Annotated in this window: 15 protein-coding genes, 2 rRNA genes and 1 riboswitch; of the genes, 4 read left to right on the top strand and 13 right to left on the bottom strand. The window is 42.8% G+C overall.

The window, feature by feature from the left end:
- Positions 1-20: 20 nt before the first annotated feature.
- The 4 genes from NYP67_RS01750 to NYP67_RS01735 form a co-directional block, all read right to left on the bottom strand.
- On the bottom strand, positions 21-842 hold the full coding sequence (locus NYP67_RS01750) for a carbohydrate ABC transporter permease (protein WP_004112888.1): 822 nt from the start codon (positions 840-842) through the stop codon (positions 21-23).
- The gene (locus tag NYP67_RS01745; RefSeq protein ID WP_004118115.1) at positions 842-1,747 is read right to left on the bottom strand and encodes a carbohydrate ABC transporter permease; all 906 of its coding nucleotides are present in this window, start codon (positions 1,745-1,747) and stop codon (positions 842-844) included. Before NYP67_RS01745 ends, NYP67_RS01750 begins: the two co-directional genes overlap by 1 nt.
- Positions 1,748-1,831: 84 nt before the next feature.
- Complete coding sequence (locus NYP67_RS01740) at positions 1,832-3,103, bottom strand: ABC transporter substrate-binding protein (RefSeq protein WP_004131339.1); 1,272 nt, start codon at positions 3,101-3,103, stop codon at positions 1,832-1,834.
- 207 nt (positions 3,104-3,310) lie between these two features.
- Positions 3,311-3,436 carry a hypothetical protein gene (locus NYP67_RS01735; RefSeq protein ID WP_004112878.1) on the bottom strand — a complete coding sequence of 42 codons (126 nt, stop codon included), beginning with the start codon at positions 3,434-3,436 and terminating at the stop codon, positions 3,311-3,313.
- Positions 3,437-3,809: 373 nt separating this feature from the next.
- On the opposite strand from NYP67_RS01735, the gene NYP67_RS01730 reads away from it, so the two are divergent.
- From NYP67_RS01730 to NYP67_RS01715, 4 genes are all read left to right on the top strand, one after another.
- Positions 3,810-5,078, top strand: coding sequence for an MFS transporter (locus tag NYP67_RS01730; RefSeq protein ID WP_415702259.1), 1,269 nt, complete (start codon positions 3,810-3,812; stop codon positions 5,076-5,078).
- Between the two features lie 257 nt (positions 5,079-5,335).
- Positions 5,336-6,007, top strand: coding sequence for a response regulator transcription factor (locus tag NYP67_RS01725; protein ID WP_004131325.1), 672 nt, complete (start codon positions 5,336-5,338; stop codon positions 6,005-6,007).
- Positions 6,004-7,164 (top strand): hypothetical protein, encoded by a 1,161-nt coding sequence (locus NYP67_RS01720; RefSeq protein ID WP_004133315.1) that lies wholly within the window; start codon positions 6,004-6,006, stop codon positions 7,162-7,164. The genes NYP67_RS01725 and NYP67_RS01720 overlap by 4 nt, the downstream gene beginning before the upstream one ends.
- Positions 7,165-7,325: 161 nt before the next feature.
- The gene (locus NYP67_RS01715) at positions 7,326-7,697 is read left to right on the top strand and encodes a hypothetical protein (protein WP_004133309.1); all 372 of its coding nucleotides are present in this window, start codon (positions 7,326-7,328) and stop codon (positions 7,695-7,697) included.
- Between the two features lie 181 nt (positions 7,698-7,878).
- Here NYP67_RS01715 and NYP67_RS01710 read toward each other — a convergent pair whose 3' ends face one another.
- The 9 genes from NYP67_RS01710 to NYP67_RS01670 form a co-directional block, all read right to left on the bottom strand.
- Positions 7,879-8,280, bottom strand: a complete 402-nt coding sequence (locus tag NYP67_RS01710; RefSeq protein ID WP_004131321.1) for a transcriptional regulator — start codon at positions 8,278-8,280, stop codon at positions 7,879-7,881.
- A gap of 117 nt (positions 8,281-8,397) precedes the next feature.
- A complete protein-coding gene (locus tag NYP67_RS01705; protein WP_004131320.1) occupies positions 8,398-8,922 on the bottom strand; it encodes a hypothetical protein in 525 nt (174 codons plus the stop codon).
- Positions 8,923-8,949: 27 nt separating this feature from the next.
- Positions 8,950-10,161: an ABC transporter permease gene (locus NYP67_RS01700; RefSeq protein WP_101889841.1), complete on the bottom strand. Its 1,212-nt coding sequence runs from the start codon at positions 10,159-10,161 to the stop codon at positions 8,950-8,952.
- A complete protein-coding gene (locus NYP67_RS01695) occupies positions 10,145-10,855 on the bottom strand; it encodes an ABC transporter ATP-binding protein (protein ID WP_004131316.1) in 711 nt (236 codons plus the stop codon). The genes NYP67_RS01700 and NYP67_RS01695 overlap by 17 nt, the downstream gene beginning before the upstream one ends.
- Entirely contained in the window at positions 10,852-11,754 is a 903-nt protein-coding gene (locus NYP67_RS01690) for an efflux RND transporter periplasmic adaptor subunit (RefSeq protein ID WP_004133305.1), read from the bottom strand. The genes NYP67_RS01695 and NYP67_RS01690 overlap by 4 nt, the downstream gene beginning before the upstream one ends.
- Before the next feature lie 757 nt (positions 11,755-12,511).
- Positions 12,512-14,209: a bifunctional hydroxymethylpyrimidine kinase/phosphomethylpyrimidine kinase gene (locus NYP67_RS01685; protein WP_020759322.1), complete on the bottom strand. Its 1,698-nt coding sequence runs from the start codon at positions 14,207-14,209 to the stop codon at positions 12,512-12,514.
- 5 nt (positions 14,210-14,214) lie between these two features.
- Positions 14,215-15,732, bottom strand: a complete 1,518-nt coding sequence (thiM, locus tag NYP67_RS01680) for a hydroxyethylthiazole kinase (RefSeq protein ID WP_032839710.1) — start codon at positions 15,730-15,732, stop codon at positions 14,215-14,217.
- Positions 15,721-15,812, bottom strand: a riboswitch (TPP riboswitch). Its footprint overlaps the gene before it by 12 nt.
- A 356-nt stretch (positions 15,813-16,168) precedes the next feature.
- Positions 16,169-16,285, bottom strand: a 5S ribosomal RNA gene (gene rrf, locus NYP67_RS01675).
- Positions 16,286-16,452: 167 nt separating this feature from the next.
- A 23S ribosomal RNA gene (locus tag NYP67_RS01670) occupies positions 16,453-19,511 on the bottom strand.
- Positions 19,512-19,543: the final 32 nt, after the last annotated feature.

Here is a 19,543-nt window from a genome sequence, read left to right as displayed (position 1 = left end):
CCTTAATTTTTCTACAATTTCTAATCTTTCATACCAGTATTGGCAATTCCTCTAACAAGCGCACGTTGGAAGAAAAGGAACACAATAATACTTGGTATTGTTGCAGTCAAAGTTCCTGCCATCAAATAATTCCAAGAGGTTCCGTAACGCCCTACGAAGGATGCTAAACCAATCTGAATTGTACGAGTTTCATCCGTATTCGTAACTAATAACGGCCAAAGGAAATCATTCCACGCAAAGAGAAAACTAAAAATACCAAGCGTCGCAAACGCTGGAGACGACAATGGAACGATTACTTTGAAGAATATTCCAAACCTGCCACAACCGTCAATGCGCGCTGCCTCATCAAGCTCTCGAGGAATTGTTGCAAAATATTGGCGAAGTAAAATAATGCCAAACACATCTGCAAGCCTAGGAACAATCAAAGCATACAGCGTATCAACCCATCCCAAATTAGCGACTATCTCATAAGACGGAATAACAATCACAAAATTAGGAATCATCAATGCAGAAAGCAGCAGAATGAATATTGTTTTCTTCAAAGGAAATTCTAAGCGCGCAAAAGCGTAGGCGGCAAAGGCATCAAATATTAAATGTCCTACAACAATTCCTACCGTCATCAATAGCGTATTCCAATAATATTGCGCAAACGGTGCCGCTTGCCACGCGTGAATATAGTTTTCCCAATGCCATGATGTAGGAAAAATTGAAGTATTCGTGTATGTTTCAGCACGCATTTGCAAAGAAGTAGTGAACATCCACAAAAATGGAATGATTACTGTTGCTGAACCTAAAATCAGAATCGCATGACGCGCCAAACGCGACCATAATGATGATTTCATTATTCTTCTCCTTGTGCTCCAGAAACTTTCCATTGAATCATCGTCACGCCTAGCACTAGCGCAAGCGTAATGAACGCTATTGCTGTTCCATAGCCAAAATCACCGAGCTTGAACGCATCACGATACATCATCATGCCAAGCACTTCCGTACCTCCGCGAGGACCGCCACCAGTGAGCATGTATGCAAGGTCGAAGGATTGGAAGCTCGTTACTAATGCCTGAACTACTACAAAAAACGTCATTGGAGATAGCAATGGGAAAGTAATCTTCCATAATTTTTGCCACCCAGTAGCTCCATCTAATGCAGCCGCTTCATACACGCTTTTTGGCAATGCTTGTAACGCAGTTAAATACAAAATAGCGTTAAAACCAATATTTTTCCACACGGTCAAAAGAATTAATGCAATAAGCGCAAGCCAACGATTTTGTAACCAATCTGGTCCGTGTATATTGAATTTCATCAACACACTGTTCACGAATCCAGAAGGATCGAGCATATATTTCCACACAATGGCTGCAGCCACAGAAGATGTAACCACTGGAAGGAAGTAAATACTACGATAAATACTCCTACCTCGTATAGGCGCATCAAGCAAAAGCGCGAGCAACAATCCAGTCAGCACACTTAATACACATACACCAGCAGCATAAATAACCGTTACCATTAAGCTATTGAAAAACTCAGGATCTTGGAAAAGACGAACATAGTTTCCCAAGCCAATAAATTTCTTTTCTGGAGAGAATCCATCCCACGATGTTAGTGAAATATATACAGCAGACAACACAGGGTACAGCACGAAACCACCAATAATAAGCACTGCTGGCAACAAGAATACCGCAGCACATATTACTTGATCTTTCTGGTAGTGCCTGTGCGCAGACTTGAGAAAATGACGTTTTTTCATTACATACTCCTTGATGCAAAGAACTCCGATAGCTGAGTCAACTTCATTTCCTTTGACCCAGCTATCGGCACAGTATTTATGCAATCAGCCTTTGGCAATCACGTCGTTTACTGCCTTTTCAGCATTCGCAAGCGCTTCGTCAACACTCTGCTCTCCAGCGAAAGCCTTCTCCACAGCCTTTGCAAATTCAAAGGAAATCTTTGGATACAATGGCGTATTTGGACGCGTATGAGCAATCTCCATTTGTTCCACAAACGGAATTAAACGAGGCTGTTCCTTCTTAACCCAATCCAAATACTTATCAGACTTTGCAACACTCTTCGTTACAGGAAGCATGCCAGTCTTTTGCGACCACTTGATCACCTGTTCTGGCTGCAAGAACCAGTTCAAGAACTCACCAGCAGCCTTGGCACGAGCGTCAGAATTATGGAAGACGATTGCTTGTTCACCACCGAGATTAGTCGCTTCCTTGCCATCCTTTGGATGAGGAGCTTTCGCTACACCGAAATCAAATGGTGGATCTGGCGCCCAGATGCCAACCATCCAGCTACCTTCCTGAGCAGAACCACCCTTGCCCTTTTCAAATTCGCCCCACTTAGCATATGGGCTCACGCCGCTCTTGATAAGATCCATCCAGAAGTTCATAGCCTTCTTGCCTTCTGGCGTATTGAATGCAGCCTTAGAATTATCCTTCGTCAAGAATTCGCCGCCAGCTTGCCACAAGTTGACCTGGAAGTTCCAAGTTAAACCTTCGCCGTTATCTCCTGCTTGAGTAAGCAAATCATACCCTGGCTTGCCAGTCTTTTCCTTGATTGTCTCGGCAACTTTCTTCAACTCATCCCATGTTTGTGGTGGTTTGTTAGGATCTAACCCAGCTGCTTTATAAACGTCCTTGTTGTACATGTACGCAAGATTATTGGCAGTAACTGGCACAGAAACTTGTTTGCCGTCAATATGACCATAGTCAATCAATGCAGGAGTCACATCATCGAGCGTTTTCGAGCTGATAACCTTAGAAAGATCAGTCAAATTGCCCATTTTTGCAATCTGTGGCACCCATACCAAATCACTTATAGAAATATCTGGCAAACTCTTCGACGAAGCCGATGCACGAAGCTTCGTCATAAAATCAGAATTCGGAACGCTCGCAGTCTTAATCTTAATATTTTTATGCGAAGCATTAAAATCCTTCACCATTGCATCAAAGGTATCGGCATTAGCGCCATCCCAATAATGCCAAATGGTAAGCTGTGTTGAGCCATTAGCGTCGGATGATTTTGCACTACCACACGCACCTGCGCTAATAATCATTGCAGCAGCACCGATTAATGCACATATTTTTGTAAGTTTCTTCATTGTAACCTTCTTTTTATCTGCATATGTTAACTTGCACTCATTTTGCATTTAGAAAATGGGTGACGAACTATTCTCTAAAGCATCAGAAAACAAACTAGTAATTTTTTTATTCTTTGTTGTATGACTACATAACAAGCAAACAGTTTTTTAATTGCCGCAAACACTGGCTCATATAAATCTACATGTCATGTTCACACAGACACCAAATCAAAAATGCACGCTTGTTTCTACCTCCTCCCCTCCAACTCCGAAGACATTATCTTTAGATACCCACTGTTTGTCATCAAGCAATGCCTTAAATTGGAACTTTTTACCTTTAGGTATTCTTTCCATTTCAGTCTCCTTTGAACTGCAATGCTAAACTCTTGTAAATCAATTTACTACATTGTTAAACAAACGTCAATCCCTTAACATAACTACACGTTATATACTTGCCACGCTTGCATACTCTTCGCGACGCAATGAGCAAACGCTCCAGCTTCCTCTCCTACTATCGCCAGTAATTATGCATCTTGCTTGCAAGCCGCAGCGATGCGAATCACGACACAAACAAAAAGCGCAAAAATAAATACATTTCGGAGTAGTTAAGAGTAGTTAAGAGTAAAACACCGCAATAAAACACTCATTTCACTCACAGTCCAGAAAAAGGTGTATATCAAGAGACATATATTATTCAGAATATGAAAGAAAGAAAAAAGAGAAGGAAATGAACGCTGCGGCACGAATTCGCACAACTCTTATTATTGCCGTTTTATCGCTTAATGCTTTTCTTTTAACAAGCTGTAGATTTGGCGTGAGTCTATATCTTTTAATGCATGTTGACTTATCTCACGCAGCGCTTAACGCGGTATCAGTAGCGCTTATGACCTGCATAGCAGCACCGCTTGGCGGAATTATTGCAGATAAATATCCACCAACTAAATTGTTTATAGCGCTAACGTTCTGCTTTGCCTTGTTGTGCACTGGATATGGTTTTGCTTTAGTAGCACAGCATAATCTTATTACTATTATGGTTACGCTACTTGGCATAATATTCGGGTTCTTTACTGCATTTTCTTCACCTAATCAAAAAGTATTGATGGCGTATAGTGTACCAACTGGCGAAAAAACCAAGTTTTTAGCAAGCATGCGCATGTGGATTAATCTCAGCAGGCTTGCCGCACCTGCGATTACTGGCATATTTGTTGATATATGCAATCCTCTCATTTTCTTTACGAGCATTGCTATTGTGATGATACTAGCGGCGCTACCTCTGCTGTTAGTTAATCTAAACCAGCAAGCACAAAATAGCGCAAACAATACGAAAACAGGAACAGGAAGCAATAAAACCGCTGGTTTTGCAGCTTCTCTACACTATATGAAATCTACACCATGGTTAATAGTCTTAGGAGTAGCATCAGCATTACAATCTGGATCATGGCTTGCCGCATTCAGACTAATGGGAGCACACCATTGTCTCACACTTTTTCATTCGGCATCCACGTGGGGAACAATAGTCAGCATATTTAACATTGGCATGATTGTAGGTTCAGTATTATGCAAATATATTGTGCTTCATTATGAGATTTTATACTCTATTTTATTACCTGGATTCCTCTCTATTCCTTTACTTATTTTCGCACTTAATAATTGGATTGCTCTTTTTCTTTGCTCTGCTTTCATTGCAGGTATTATTTTTGACGCCACTATTGTCTATGGGCAAACAGCTCTTCTCGACGGCATACCAACACGCATTCTCGGCGCAACTACTACTTTTACTTCTATTATGGAGCAATGCGGCATTATCGTAGGGTATGCAAGCGTACTAGCATGGGGAAATCTAAATTCATCATTATTCATAATGATTGCAGCTGGCGTAATACTTGTTTCAACAGGTATAGCCTTATGGATTATTCAAGCTCGTAAACAAACATACCCATCAATGCTTACCAAAGATTATTGGACACCATCAACATGGGTAAAAAGAAGCATATAACAAGCTATTTAGCGCGAAAGCGCAATAAAGCTATACAAATGCACACGGCATTATTCACTCAGCCATTGCCAAGCCTCAACCACATTGCTTTGAATCACTAAGCTTTAAGCGAACTTATTCGCTGCGGAGTAACCCCCGTAAGCTCTCAGCGCCTGCCTTTATAAGATTCCCTTTGTAAAGGTTTTCCTAGACAAGATATTCATCATACAAATTCAAGTATTATTATTACTTAAATAATGCTTTTCTAAAGGAGCAATATGATAGCAAAGCATATTACTGTTGGCATTGTTGATGATGATTGTTTTTGTCTACACGGCCTAAAAACATATATTGAACAGGTTGTTCCGTCCTGCAATATTTGCTGGTTGTCAACATGTGCCGATCAAGCAATTCAGTTTTGTCAAAATCGATGCCCAGACGTGCTGCTAATTGACATGTATATGTCTGGGGTTTCGGGAATTAAAATATTATACGAATTGCGAAGAAGACACTCGCTCCCAATAATAATTGCTATAACTTCATTTCCTATCAACGATTATGCATTAAAAGCATCGGCAGCAGGCGCGCAAGGCATTGTTGGGAAAAACCACCCAGAAACTATTTGCGCTATGCTTAGCAGTATTATCCAAGGCGCGTTCAAGCCGCAAATAATAGGCGATCTTCATTTTGACGACACGATGACAGCATTTCAACGTTTGCAAAATAAGCCAAAAAAGGGACGCCTTGCTTTAACGGATCATGAGACTGAAATTGTAAAGTTGTGCAGTAAAGGCATGACCAATGCGCAAATCGCTAAACGTTTATTTGTTGAAACTTGTACTGTGGAAACTATCCTTCGTCGCGTGTTCAAAAAGTTGAATGTGACGAATCGTTCACAACTTATTACCACATGGCTGCATGATGAATATTTAGGAAATGATACACAATGATTATTTTCTTAATGCGTCGTTTGCGAGAAAAGCTTATTGACAATAAAACATTTTTACTATTGGGATGTTTATCGAGCGCAATGGATGCATATATTTACTCAAATAGCGACAATAGCACAATACAACTTGTTATAGTTTACATGATTCTTGCTGCTATGAATCTGTTCCTTTGCTTGCTCCCGCATTTTATGAGCATGTGCTATATTTTTGTGCACCTCAGCATTCTTGTTATTCCTAGTCTGAATCTTCCACCAGTAACTTTCGGGCTCATCATATCATTTGTTTTTATTTCATATTTATATCCGATTCAATTTACACTACCTTTATTCTTAGTAATAGATGCATTACACTACGTTGCATACCGATACCTATCAACTTTGTCTTTCAAGTATCTTATTGCTTACCTTTTAATAAATATATTTTGCGTTTGCACTGGTATTATTTTGCGCATTTATCACCAAAAAATGGTTCTTTATGAAAAAGATAGGCAAACAATTAATAATCTTAATTTGGCTGTGCGAATGCACGATAAATTAACTAATAAGATTGCAGATATTGCACTACAAAGTAAAATAGCATTACTTGACAAGTCTATTTCTAAAAAGCAACGAGAAGCTATTGAAGAAATAAATGATTTGGCAGATCAGGCTTTTGAAGAAGGTCATAATATTATCGACATTCTACGTGGAAATACTGCTAAGCATGATGCTCGAAGCGAGTTCATTCAGCGCATTGAAGATACGCTACAAATGAACGACTCAATCAATGAATCATGTGGATTAAAAGGAAGATCCATATGCAATATATCTAGTAACGATATTCCTGAAGACATTAGCGATGAAATCATCTGTGAAGTTATTGAATTAATCGAAGAACTATATTTGAACATTCGAAAATATGCTTCTTTAGTTTATTACATCAGAATTTCGATACGCGAAAAACAAATTGTTATAAAACAGTTCAATGTTCGATTTTTGGGCAAGAAAAGTAAAGATGTGATTCGCGCAGTATCTCAAAAAGGGCTTCTGCTTCATCGCGATACCCTAAAGCATTTAGGCGGTTCACTTTATTTTCGAGCCTTTGGCAAGTATTGGGAATGTAATGCAGTTATCCCTTTCAAAAATGAACATAACCGTATAAATAGTATACTTTACTGATTCAGTTTAAAAGATTAATGAATCTTGAGTAGTTTTAATTAGTAATTATTTGTAAAGGTTTTCATATACAAGATATTGTTTACCTTTTAGCGCGACATTAATTTATAAATTGTAAAGGTTTTATATACACAATTATTTTCTTGTATTAGAAGGAGAAGAATATGAGTAATTTAGAAGATACAAAAGCACAAATTCCGTCCGTATTTTGGACAATAGCCAATGGCGTATTTCTTGCTAGCGGAATTGCGCTGATTGTAATGCGTAATGATTATCTATGGGGAGTGCCTCAAATTATCGCTGGATTATTTGGTCTTGCAACCATATTTCTCATTAAAAAACCGTGGTGCGCGCAACTATATTTTATAGTATCTTCACTAGCCGTAATAGCAAATGGGCTTATGGAAATATTCGGCATAATCCACGGATCTGGATACGGTTATGTTCCGCTGATTATTGGTATAATTGTTCTTCTATTTATAGGCCTTGATAAGGATGAAAGTTCAAAAGCTCTTGGCATAGCCAAAAATAAGTAAAAGCATTAGACTGCGAATTTTAATATAAAAACATATCACAATTTTCAAAGGCCAAGCTGTAGCAATGTATCCTACGACTTGGCCTTTGATTATTTATCTGTTAATGATTTGTTTTGCATAGAGTTTATATGTTACTGAGTGATTGACTTGCGCATAGCCCCAACCACATTGCATTAAGTTACTAAGCTTTAAGCGAACTTATTCGCTGCGGAGTAACTCCCGTAAGCTCTGCAACATCACGAACCGTCAATCCCTGATTCCTTAATAAGCGGACCGTTTCACGCATAAGCATAGACGCTTCTTCTTGAGTTTTTATAGCTGCAGATTTTGCATCTAACATGCGCTGAAGCATAAGCTCATCTTGCTCACTAAGTTTCGGAGTTACTTTCACGCCATTGACTTTAACATTTAAAGTTGCAGCAGCGTCTTTTACCATTGCTGCAACCTGATCAAGTCTACGTACTTGAGTAAATAATCCTGGTATTTCTGACACTTCTATAGCCCACCAGCCATCGCATCTGCGAGCTATAGCGGTCACCATTTGTAAACAAGTCGTTGCATCATCATGCTCAGTAGCACTCATTGATTAAGTCTTTTCTCCAACTCTTTTCGCTTCACACACATAAGTATATGCCTATTTATCAATTAAGTAAATAGGCATTGCATACAAAATCAGCACAATGAAGTTATACAAATGCAATTACATCACAGGACAATTAGTTTGCACATCCTGTTGGAATCCTGACGGATCTCCTAGTTTTGCTTTACGCATGTGCTCTTTGAAAAAGTTTCTCGTTGCATCATCACAACGGTCTGGACCCATAAACGGCATGCTAGGCACTTTTTCGAGCTCACGCAAAGCTTTACTTGCCGCTTGTTCATTACTAGCATACGTGTCTAACCATTGCCGCTCCCAAGCACACTGATAATAATTAGATGCTTGCGTATCGCCATATCCACTCTGGAACTGAGCGTCTTTTTCTTCTCCAACCAAGTTTGCAGGAGCTTTATATTTTTCAGGCCAACTAAGCTTTGCAACGGACTCCTGATATTCCTTCTCTATATGAGCAAAATCAACAGTCTCTCTAGGTGAACTATTTTGCGAGCGCGCGCCACCCATACCGCTCGCATTATTGTTGCCTACTCCTCCACACGCATTAAACATAAGAATCGCACTAAGCACACCAACAATAAGAGTTGCTTTACCAATAGTATGATTATTCATTATTCCTTCTTTCTTATTTTTTGAAAATTAACGCAATGCTAATGCTGGCTGTAAACGCGATGCTTTTATTGCCGGCACCACACTTCCAGCAAGTGCTGTTATAAAAGCCGCAATAACAGCTCCAATAGCAGCTTCATATGGGTAAACTGGCGGACTGACTGGGCTTGATGCATCCCAAAAACTTGATGCTATAGACACAAGACCAAAAGAAACAGCGACGGCAGCAATCGAAACTATTAGTGCTAAAATAATCGCACTGCCTAACACGAGTGAAGCAATCGACCATCTAGTAGCACCCAAGGCTCTACGTATAAGCAGTTCATGTGTGCGCTGTTCCAACGATGCTAAACCAATATTGATTAAACCTAACGCGGAAACAAAAAGCAATAATGCTGCTACGATAGCAAAACTTAATTGCAATACTGTTATAACATTCTCGTAATCATCACTATTATCATGTCTTCTAATTTCGTTTACTTGTCCACCACAACAGTCATAAAGAGCATCTGAAACATAAGATTTAATTGATTTTTGAGAACGATTTTCTTTATTCAACCAGTAGATTGAGCCTTGAGCTTCTTTTCCAGAATATTCCCAAAGAGTTGGAGCGTAACGTAATAATCCTAGAATATTCACGTATACTTTTGCTGAGTCTACGCCATCGTTCACGACTCCAACAATCCTTATAGGACTCATTTGTGTTGTTTTGCGAGAAGTAATAAATGCTACTTCACCGATCTTGTATCTTTTGCTAGCAGATTGGTTTACTACCATTTCTAATGCGTTGCTTTTATCGCTATTACTAAACCATCTTCCACTTACAATAGGTAAGTTATAAACTTTGTTGTATCCTGCCGTAGTGTAAACAGCATCAACATATTGAAGATTGCTGGTCTTATATTCTTTGCTTATTTTTACACTCTTCGAGGCTGGCATAGAAGCGCTAAACAGTAGTCCAGTGTTTGGTTGTAGCATAACGTTAGCGTTACGGTTTGCGGATTCAATGCGATTTAAGAATTTGTTAAATACTGAATATTCGTCAAAATTTTGTGCTGAAAAAGTAATCTCGTATGTTGGTCTACGACCGTTTAGCTGTTCGTTAGTTGCAATAAGATAGTCCTTACCAACCGTGCCGATAAGCACTGACGCAATAACGGCAATGATGCCAATAAACATTGAAAAACCTGTGAGGAAGGATCTCATAGGAGACAGGCGCAAATCTTTAAGCAGCATAATCATAAAGAACACCGCCTTCCATAGTAAAAATGTGAGAGCAAGAACGAGCCACTTTCATATCATGAGTGACTAATAGTAATGTTGTTCCAGATTCTTGAACACGATCATGCAACACTTGAAGCACTTTTTCTCCCGTACTACTATCGAGCGCGCCAGTTGGCTCATCGCAAATAAGTAATTCGGGATTAGTAACTAAGGCACGCGCTATCGCGACTCTCTGCTGTTCACCGCCTGATAGCCTTCCAGGGTATTCGTTTAGTTTATCTTGCAATCCAACAGCACATAATGCTTCTTCTATCGTTTTTCTTCTTGTCTGCTTGCTTTGTTGTAGTCCTGCGTATAAAAGCGGCAACTCAACATTTTCTCTAATGCTTAAATGCTTAATAAGCGAATAGTTTTGAAAAACAAAACCAATATTTCTAGCGCGCATATGCGATACTGTACTATCACTACACTTTTGGATTGACTTGCCAGAATAATAGTATTTTCCAGTAAAATTTTTATTCAAAAATCCAATAATAGAAATAAGACTCGTTTTGCCAGATCCAGACCTGCCAACTACCGCATATGTTTCACCTTGGTTAAGTAGCATAGAAACAGAGTTGACAGTGGTAAGCCATTCGCCATTGCCTAGTTTTACACGCGCTGACACATCTTGTAATTCAACCAGTGGAACAGGATTGTTCTCCATAATCATTGCACTCCTGGAATGAGATCAGGAGAAACACCTGCTACAACATCACCCTCATGCAAACCAGACGTAATTTCAATATTAGCGCCGTCACTGATTCCAAGACCAACTTCTTTACGCTCCCATTTATCGCCTTTCTTGTATGAGACTAAGCCTTTTTGGACTCTTCCAGCAACCGCACTAACAGGCAGAGTTAGAACCGATTGTTTATGCTTGCCATTAAAAACAAGAGTCGCATTTTGACCTGATTCTACTTCTGCGCTTTTATCTATTAAACACGTTAAAACTTTTGACGATACACTGGGTTTACTTTGCGCACTCGACTCATCTGTTTGAGTTGAATCAGCATTATCATTCTTGCTACTACCCGAGGCTGCAACATCGGTAGAAGTTCCACCGCTTTGTACTATTTGCAAACAATTGGTTGGTCCAACACCGTCTTCAACTTGGAAGCGACCTTTAACATCTGCAATATCTGCAGAACGAAGTAAAGCTTTTGCGTTAAGGCTTATTGAAAAACCTTCATATTTAAGAGTGAATAGCGGGAAAGATTTAGGCATGTCCGCAGATGATTCAGCTACTGACACAACTTTAGCGTCTACGGGAGCAATAACTTTGTTACCAGCATTGTAGCCTAAAATACTTCCAGCTTTTACAGCACTTCCTGCTTTTACCGATGGAGAAAAATTCCCTCTACTTACAGCAGTGATAACAAAGGTAGACGATTGTTCTATTGTTGCTTTACCCGACACAACTTGTGTTAAAGGCTGTTTTTTGACTGAAATAAGTGGAACTGAATCATGTGATGCCTGCTGTTGACTATCATCAACTGCTCTACCAGCGCATGCAGTAAGCAAACACGCCGGCAGAGCAGCCAACAAGAATACTTTCGTAAACTTACGCATAACACAAAGCTCCTTACTCACCAAACTCGTAAACGCATAGAATGCGTTGAAACGAGCCTCTCAAACTAATCCAAAATAAATAAAGTGCTCGGTAACGCTACAATTAACGCTTTCATGATTACCACTTTATTTAGAATTTCAGCTTTTGGTTAATAGCCTATAATCGCCGTAAAGAGTTTGCATCATACTAAATGATGATTTTTATTTATGATTCTTGAAGCTTGCGTAATACCAGAGAATAATCTATTTTGCATAGAGTTTATACGTTACTGAGTGATTGACTTGCTCAGAGATCTAATATCACTCTATTAAATCACCGCTTAAGGCTATCCTCGTTAAGCAAAAAATCGAATAGATCCATAACCGCAATGCACACACTTCTATCTGATATTTTCCAAAGTACTTTGGGTTTTGCAAGATAGAATTAGTGAAAATAGGGCATATTTGGCAATTCTATCTGATATTTTCCAAAGTACTTTGGGTTTTGCAAGATAGGAAGATAATAAGATAGAAAAAATAGGAAGATAGTGCTAGCGAATTTAGGTAACTTTTTACTACTCACGATTTAAGTCTTAAGCAAATCGCCTGCACATTTGCGCTACTCAGAAAATCAACAATAACAGACATAGCACAGTAATAGACATGCGTATTACAAAAATGCGCTGACGCTTTGACACGTCTTCAAATCTTCTAGATTTTGTTAATAAAGACGAAGTCAACGCATCAGCGCTATCAAGTTATCAAGCTATCAAACCATCTACCTCAATGCTCTATGAGCTTGATTAAAGAATTCATACTCGTAAATGCATGAAGTCATATATGCTTGAGCAGCAAGAATTCGAGCCTGTGGGCCAGCTTCTTCAAAAGCTCTCTCAACAAATTTAACCGCCATTCTTACACCTGACTCAAAATCATGAGAAGAATACATTGAAATCCAATCATGATATGGGTTTTCAGGAGTATTATTTTTGACTAAAATTTGCCCCACTTCTTCATAAAGCCAATAGCATGGCAATATGGATGCAGCTCCAATCACGTAGTCTTCTGCCATTGTAGAAGCAAGTAAGTGATTTACGTAAGCTAATGTTACTGGCGAGCAAGGCGCATCAATGCTTATATTTCTGCTTCCAAGCCAATCTCTGTGCAACTGCGATTCCGCTTCTATGCACATAGCTGCGCCCGTAGCCCAATGCACTCTAGCCTCATTATCTGGCGTTTTAGCTCCAACAGCAGCTAGCGCGCGCGAATAACGCTTCAAGTATTCAGAATCTTGACTTATGTAGAAAGCAAACAAGTCAGAGTCAAGCGTTCCATTGCCTAAAGCCTCAATAAATGGCATTTTCATAATGTTGTTATCAACATCTGCACTAGCATCCCATAACGCTTGAGTCCAAGGACCACACGGCTCCACATTTGGCTTTCTAGCCTTGCTATGAGCTTTTACGACTACGCTTTGCGGAGTTAATCCATCTAAGCCATTCGCTTGCATATGCTCCCAAGGAGTTGACGAAGAATCTAATTCCAAACGATAATTACGAGCCGCATGGTTCACAGGCCCATGACCTTTTCCAACATGCAAATCTTTACCGCAAGCAATAGCTTCGTTAAGCCATCTTGACGACCACGCTAAAGCATTCGCTACAGTACTGTAATCGCTTAGCTTCTTTCCTTCTCGCAACGCTAATCCTATGCGCGTAGCTAGAGAAGAAGATAGCGAGCAGCCAGTGCCATGCGTTGTTGTTGTATCAACTCTAGGGCAAGGAACGTGCACTCTGTGACCATCTGGGAACACAACAGTATTTCCAGCATCTTCGCTTGTTAAGTGGCCGCCTTTAACAATAACAATAGTATTGTTTTTTGCACTCCACTCGCTTGCTTGAGCATAAGCTTCTTCAAAATTGGATGCAGGCTGTTTATCGCATAATACTGCGAGTTCAGGTATGTTTGGCGTAATAACATCCGCAAGAGGCGCAAACTCGCGCATTGCATCTTCTGCAGACTTTTCAAGCAGCCTATCTCCCGAAGTTGCTACCATAACTGGATCTAACACAACAACAGGAACAGGATGATTTTTAAGCCAATTTTGAACTAGGCTAATATATGATTTGTCTCCAAGCATGCCGATTTTTACAGCATCAATAGTTACGTCATCAAATACTGCTTCTAGTTGCGCTTGCAAAAAGTCGGTTGGAGGAGTATAAACTTCGCGCACACCGCAAGTGTTTTGAGCAACCAAATTAGTTGTTACACACATTCCAAATCCATGTGATGCCGTGATTGACTTTAGATCAGCTTGGATTCCAGCTCCGCCTGTTGGATCAGTTCCAGCAATACTTAGTACGCGTGGAATAATCGGGTCTTCTAAAGATGGCAAAGAAGATGGCCTTAGGCTTGAATCATATAATTTAGAAATTGATTGCAAAGGTGCTTGAGCTTGCGAAAATTGATTATTCATTATTTTTATTCCTTCGTAATAGCATCGCGTAATTTGCGCGCTTCTTCGCAAGGATTTTGCGCAAGCATTAGAGCAGATACTACGCATAAACCATCTATTGAAGTGCTTTTAATAGGGAATACCGTATTTTCGTTAACGCCGCCAATTCCGAGCGTACTAATGCCGAGTTCTTTAGCGCGTTTAGCAATCTTTTCTACTCCTTCAACACCTAAAGCAGGAGCAGCGTCTGGCTTAGTGGCAGTAGGCCAAATCGGACCTATTCCAATAACATCAGGCAATGCCACATTTTCTTTAGCACATTCGTTATAAACGTAATCTAACTGTTCTAACTTTTCTATAGAAAGCCCAACCATCCATTCTGCAGGAATAGACTTACGCGCTTCAATATAAGGCGTATCTGTTTGCCCAACATGCAAGTTGAGTCCTAAGCTTTTAGCGCAATCTATACGATCGTCAACAAAAATCGGCACGTTTCCGCAACCATTAGCAAGCATTTTGTCTCGCAAGCTTTGAGCTTTATTATTAAAAGTTTCGCTATTTGCGTACTTATCGCGCAATTGAACTACGCTTGCTCCGCCTTTAACGCAATCAACTGCAATATCTTCTTCTGCTCGATTGCTCATCTTTGGGTCTGTTATAAAGTATAAAGACCAATCAACAGGGTCGAGTTCAAATTCAATATTCGCTAGTTTCAGCATCTCGTCTGCGCTCAAATCCATAAGCGCATCCATCCATAATGTTCTAAATGCACCTGGCGATGTTGAGCGTTGTGCTGCCCAAGTTCCTGCTGCAGCAGCGTGCACGTGAGCGGCAACTGTTGCTGCAAAAGGTCGATTTCGATTTGCTCCAACGTATGCTGCCACCAATGCGCCAAGAGAGCAGCCCGTTCCGACTACTTTCGTCATTATCTCGTGACCGCCCGAGACTCGTGCCGAGCATCCGTGACCATAAATAGCGTCTTTTTCGCCAGAAATAGCCACTACCGAGCCATAGAGTTTAACTAGCTTCTTAGCAGCTGCAACTGCTGAATCAACGGAGTCTCCAGCGTCTACTCCCTTACCGCCGCTTTCTTCTCCAGCTAAACCTAAGATTTCGGAAGCGTTTGCACGAATTACAGTAGGATGACTTTTAACGATTTCGCGCGCGTATTGCGTGCGTGGAGCTAAACCGCCAACTGCAACTGGGTCAAGAACCCATGGAGTGTGTGCTTTTACAGCTCCGCGAATTGCAGCATCCATAGATTCTTTGTCTACTGGCCTATACGTTCCAATGTTTACTAATACACCAGATGCGATTTGAGCAAATACTTCAGCTTCTTCTGCGTCTACGACCATTGCTGGCGATGCACCAGCAGCTAGCAGAACGTTTGCCGTTATTTCTTGAACAACATTATTCGTTACGCAATGTGTTAGCGGATTTTTTGCGCGCAAAGCTTCGATGCATTCACGTACATCTTGAACGAATTGCTTGCAACGAGCATTAGTTGAGAATTCACTATTTTTAGAGCACGACACAGTAGTCATGATTTTCCCTTCGCTAGTACTAACTAGATCAGGTTCAACGGGTATAATCTCAGCGCTTTCGCGCACCCCGAACCCATATTTGACTATATATGTTCGTTATGACGTTATTTACGCGCGCGACGACCTACCTTTTCGCTTAGAGCGTAGCGCGAGAGGCGCTTTGACTGAGCTTGAAATTGCATAACGCATTTCAAGCTCCTTCAAAGCGTGATTTGGCTCAAATGTAAAGTCCAGTGGACTTTACATGCCAAATCAGCCGAGCGGCTACTAATAGCCGTGAGGAATAGCGCGCTGTAACGCGCGAACGAGGACCTTCCATGTAGTGCGTTTGTATAACGACACGACGTAAATCAAGTACAATCGCACTACAAGAATACGAGCGTGTTAAGCATTAAAAAAAAAAGCGGGGAGTTTATACTCCCCGCTAGAAAGAATAATGCGGCAGCGTGTTAGTCTCCCACACCCTATCGAGTGCAGTACCCTCACCGTGTCAGGCCTTAGCTTCCGGGTTCGGAATGGGACCGGGCGTCTCACCTGAGCCATGACCACCGCAAAACTAGATTATACACTCGCAATACGCGAGCGGCAAGCTGGCGGTTTGGGAACCGGACATGAACGCGAGCAACAAGAAGAAACAATCATCAAAATCAACAACTTAACCATAATCATGACCGCTTAACACTCCCTAATGTTAAGAGAATTAAACGATAAGCAATACAAGTAGTATCACAATCGCCCATTAGTACTGGTCAGCTCCACCCCTTACAGGGCTTCCACATCCAGCCTATCAACCACGTGTTCTACATGGGGGCTCACACACAAAGTGCAAGGAATGCTAATCTTGGAGCAGGCTTCCCGCTTAGATGCTTTCAGCGGTTATCCCTTCCAAACGTAGCTAACCGGCAGCGCCACTGGCGTGACGACCGGCATACCAGAGGTTCGTCCACCCAGGTCCTCTCGTACTATGGGCAGGTCTCCTCAACATTCCAACGAGCGCAGAGGATAGAGACCAAACTGTCTCACGACGTTCTGAACCCAGCTCGCGTGCCGCTTTAATCGGCGAACAGCCGAACCCTTGGGACCTGCTCCAGCCCCAGGATGCGACGAGCCGACATCGAGGTGCCAAACCATCCCGTCGATATGGACTCTTGGGAATGATCAGCCTGTTATCCCCGGGGTACCTTTTATCCGTTGAGCGATGCCACGTCCGTACGCCGGCACCGGATCACTATCTCCGACTTTCGTCCCTGCTCGACCCGTCAGTCTCACAGTCAAGCCCGCTTGTGCGATTACACTCAAAACCCGATTGCCAACCGGGCTGAGCGGACCATTGAGCGCCTCCGTTACTCTTTAGGAGGCAACCGCCCCAGTTAAACTACCCGCCAGGCACTGTCCCTAACACGGATAACGTGTCGAGGTTAGACGCCAGATATGGAAAGAGCGGTATTTCACTTGTTGACTCCACGCAAGCTAGCGCCCACGCTTCAAAGCCTCCCGCCTATGCTACACGATCCACACCTAACGACAATACCAAGGTATAGTAAAGGTCCCGGGGTCTTTTCGTCCTTCTGCGCTTAACGAGCATCTTTACTCGTACTGCAATTTCGCCGGGCTCCTGGCCGAGACAGTGGGGAAGTCGTTACGCCATTCGTGCAGGTCGGAACTTACCCGACAAGGAATTTCGCTACCTTAGGATGGTTATAGTTACCACCGCCGTTTACCGGGGCTTAAATTCACCGCTTCACCGAAGCTAACGGATCCTCTTAACCTTCCGGCACCGGGCAGGCGTCAGAGCGTATACAGCGGCTTACGCCTTCGCACGCTCCTGTGTTTTTGGTAAACAGTCGCTACCCCCTAGCTTGTGCCACCCCCAACAGCTCCGCATGTAAAAAACATCACCATCAGGGGTCTCCCTTATGCCGAAGGCACGGGAGTAATTTGCCGAGTTCCTTGGCCAGGATTCGCCCGATCGCTTCGGTATACTCTACCAGACCACCAGTGTCGGTTTAGGGTACGAGCGGAATCACACCTCACGTCGAAGCTTTTCTCGGCAAGCAGGATCACCGGAATCAGCCATACGGCCTACCCATCACGCCTCAGCTTAAACATCCCCCGGATTTACCTAGGAGACAGCCCACACGCTTAGCCACGGAAAACCACCTCCGCAGCCGGCTACCTACCCGCGTCACTCCCACGCTAACCTACTACCGATACGCTCCCAACACTAAACCAGAAGAAAACCCCGAAAGGCAATCAACCAGAATAACGAAGGTTAGTACTCTCAGATTCAGTTCGAACGGTGTAACACCGGTACGGGAATATCAACCCGTTCATCCATTCGACTACGCCTGTCGGCCTCGCCTTAGGACTCGACTCACCCGGGGACGACGAACGTGGCCCCGGAACCCTTAGTCATTCAGCGGACAGGATTCACACCTGTCTCTCGCTACTCATGTCTGCATTCTCACTCCCGTATAGTCCACGACAAGTTCACACTGCCGCTTCACCCCATACAGGACGCTCTCCTACCCCGCGTGAAATAAATCACGCAGTCGCGTCTTCGGTGGCGTGCTTAAGCCCCGCTACATTGTCGGCGCGGAACCACTAGACCAGTGAGCTGTTACGCACTCTTTCAAGGATGGCTGCTTCTGAGCCAACCTCCTGGCTGTCTATGCGACTCCACATCCTTTCCCACTTAGCACGCGCTTCGGGACCTTAGACGACGATCAGGGCTGTTTCCCTTTTGACGACGGAGCTTATCCCCCGCCGACTCACTGCCATGATAAACCTAACAGGTATTCGGAGTTTGGCTGCTATTAGTACCCGGTATGGGCCCGCAAGCATCCAGTAGCTCTACCCCCTGTAAGCAATAACATGACGCTGCACCTAAATGCATTTCGGAGAGAACCAGCTATCACGGAATTTGATTGGCCTTTCACCCCTAACCCCAAGTCATCCCCCCAGTTTTCAACCTAGGTGGGTTCGGTCCTCCACACGGTCTTACCCGCGCTTCAACCTGCTCAGGGCTAGATCATCCCGCTTCGGGTCCAGGACATGCGACTAAAACGCCTTTTAAAACTCGCTTTCGCTACGGCTCCCCCACCCGGGTTAGCCTCGCCACATACCACTGACTCGCAGACTCATTTTTCGATAGGCACGCCGTCACCCCACAAGAAGGCTCCGACGGATTGTAAGCGCACGGTTTCAGGAACTATTTCACTCCCCTCCCGGGGTGCTTTTCACCTTTCCCTCACGGTACTAGTACACTATCGGTCAGACAGGAATACTTAGGCTTACCCAACGGTCTGGGCAGATTCACGCGGGATTCCACGAGGCCCGCGCTACTTGGGAATAAACATAAAGAGACATCGCACGACCTGCTACGGGGCCATCACCCTCTACGGCTGGGAATTCAATCCCATTCACATAACACGATGTTTTATCACTCTCCTCAACCCCGTCAGAGGCTGAACAGTCAATCCCACGACCCCGAATACGCAACACCTGACGGTTATCACACGTACTCGGTTTAGCCTGATCCGCTTTCGCTCGCCACTACTCACGGAGTATCCTTTCCTGCAGGTACTGAGATGTTTCACTTCCCTGCGTACCCCCCACAAAACTGTGGTGACCACCCATAACAGTGGCCGGGTCTCCCCATTCGGAAATCCTCGGATCAAAGCCCACTCGGCAGCTCCCCGAGGCATATCGCAGCCCGTCACGTCCTTCATCGGTCCTGTCTACCAAGGCATCCACCATACGCCCTTACCAGTGATACACCAGTAAAAAGCCTATCGCTTAACTCTCTAGA

The sequence above is a fragment of the Gardnerella sp. c23Ub_4 genome (assembly GCF_055804115.1).
Note: the sequence above shows the minus strand (reverse complement) of the source record. Positions and strands in the feature narration are given on the sequence as shown.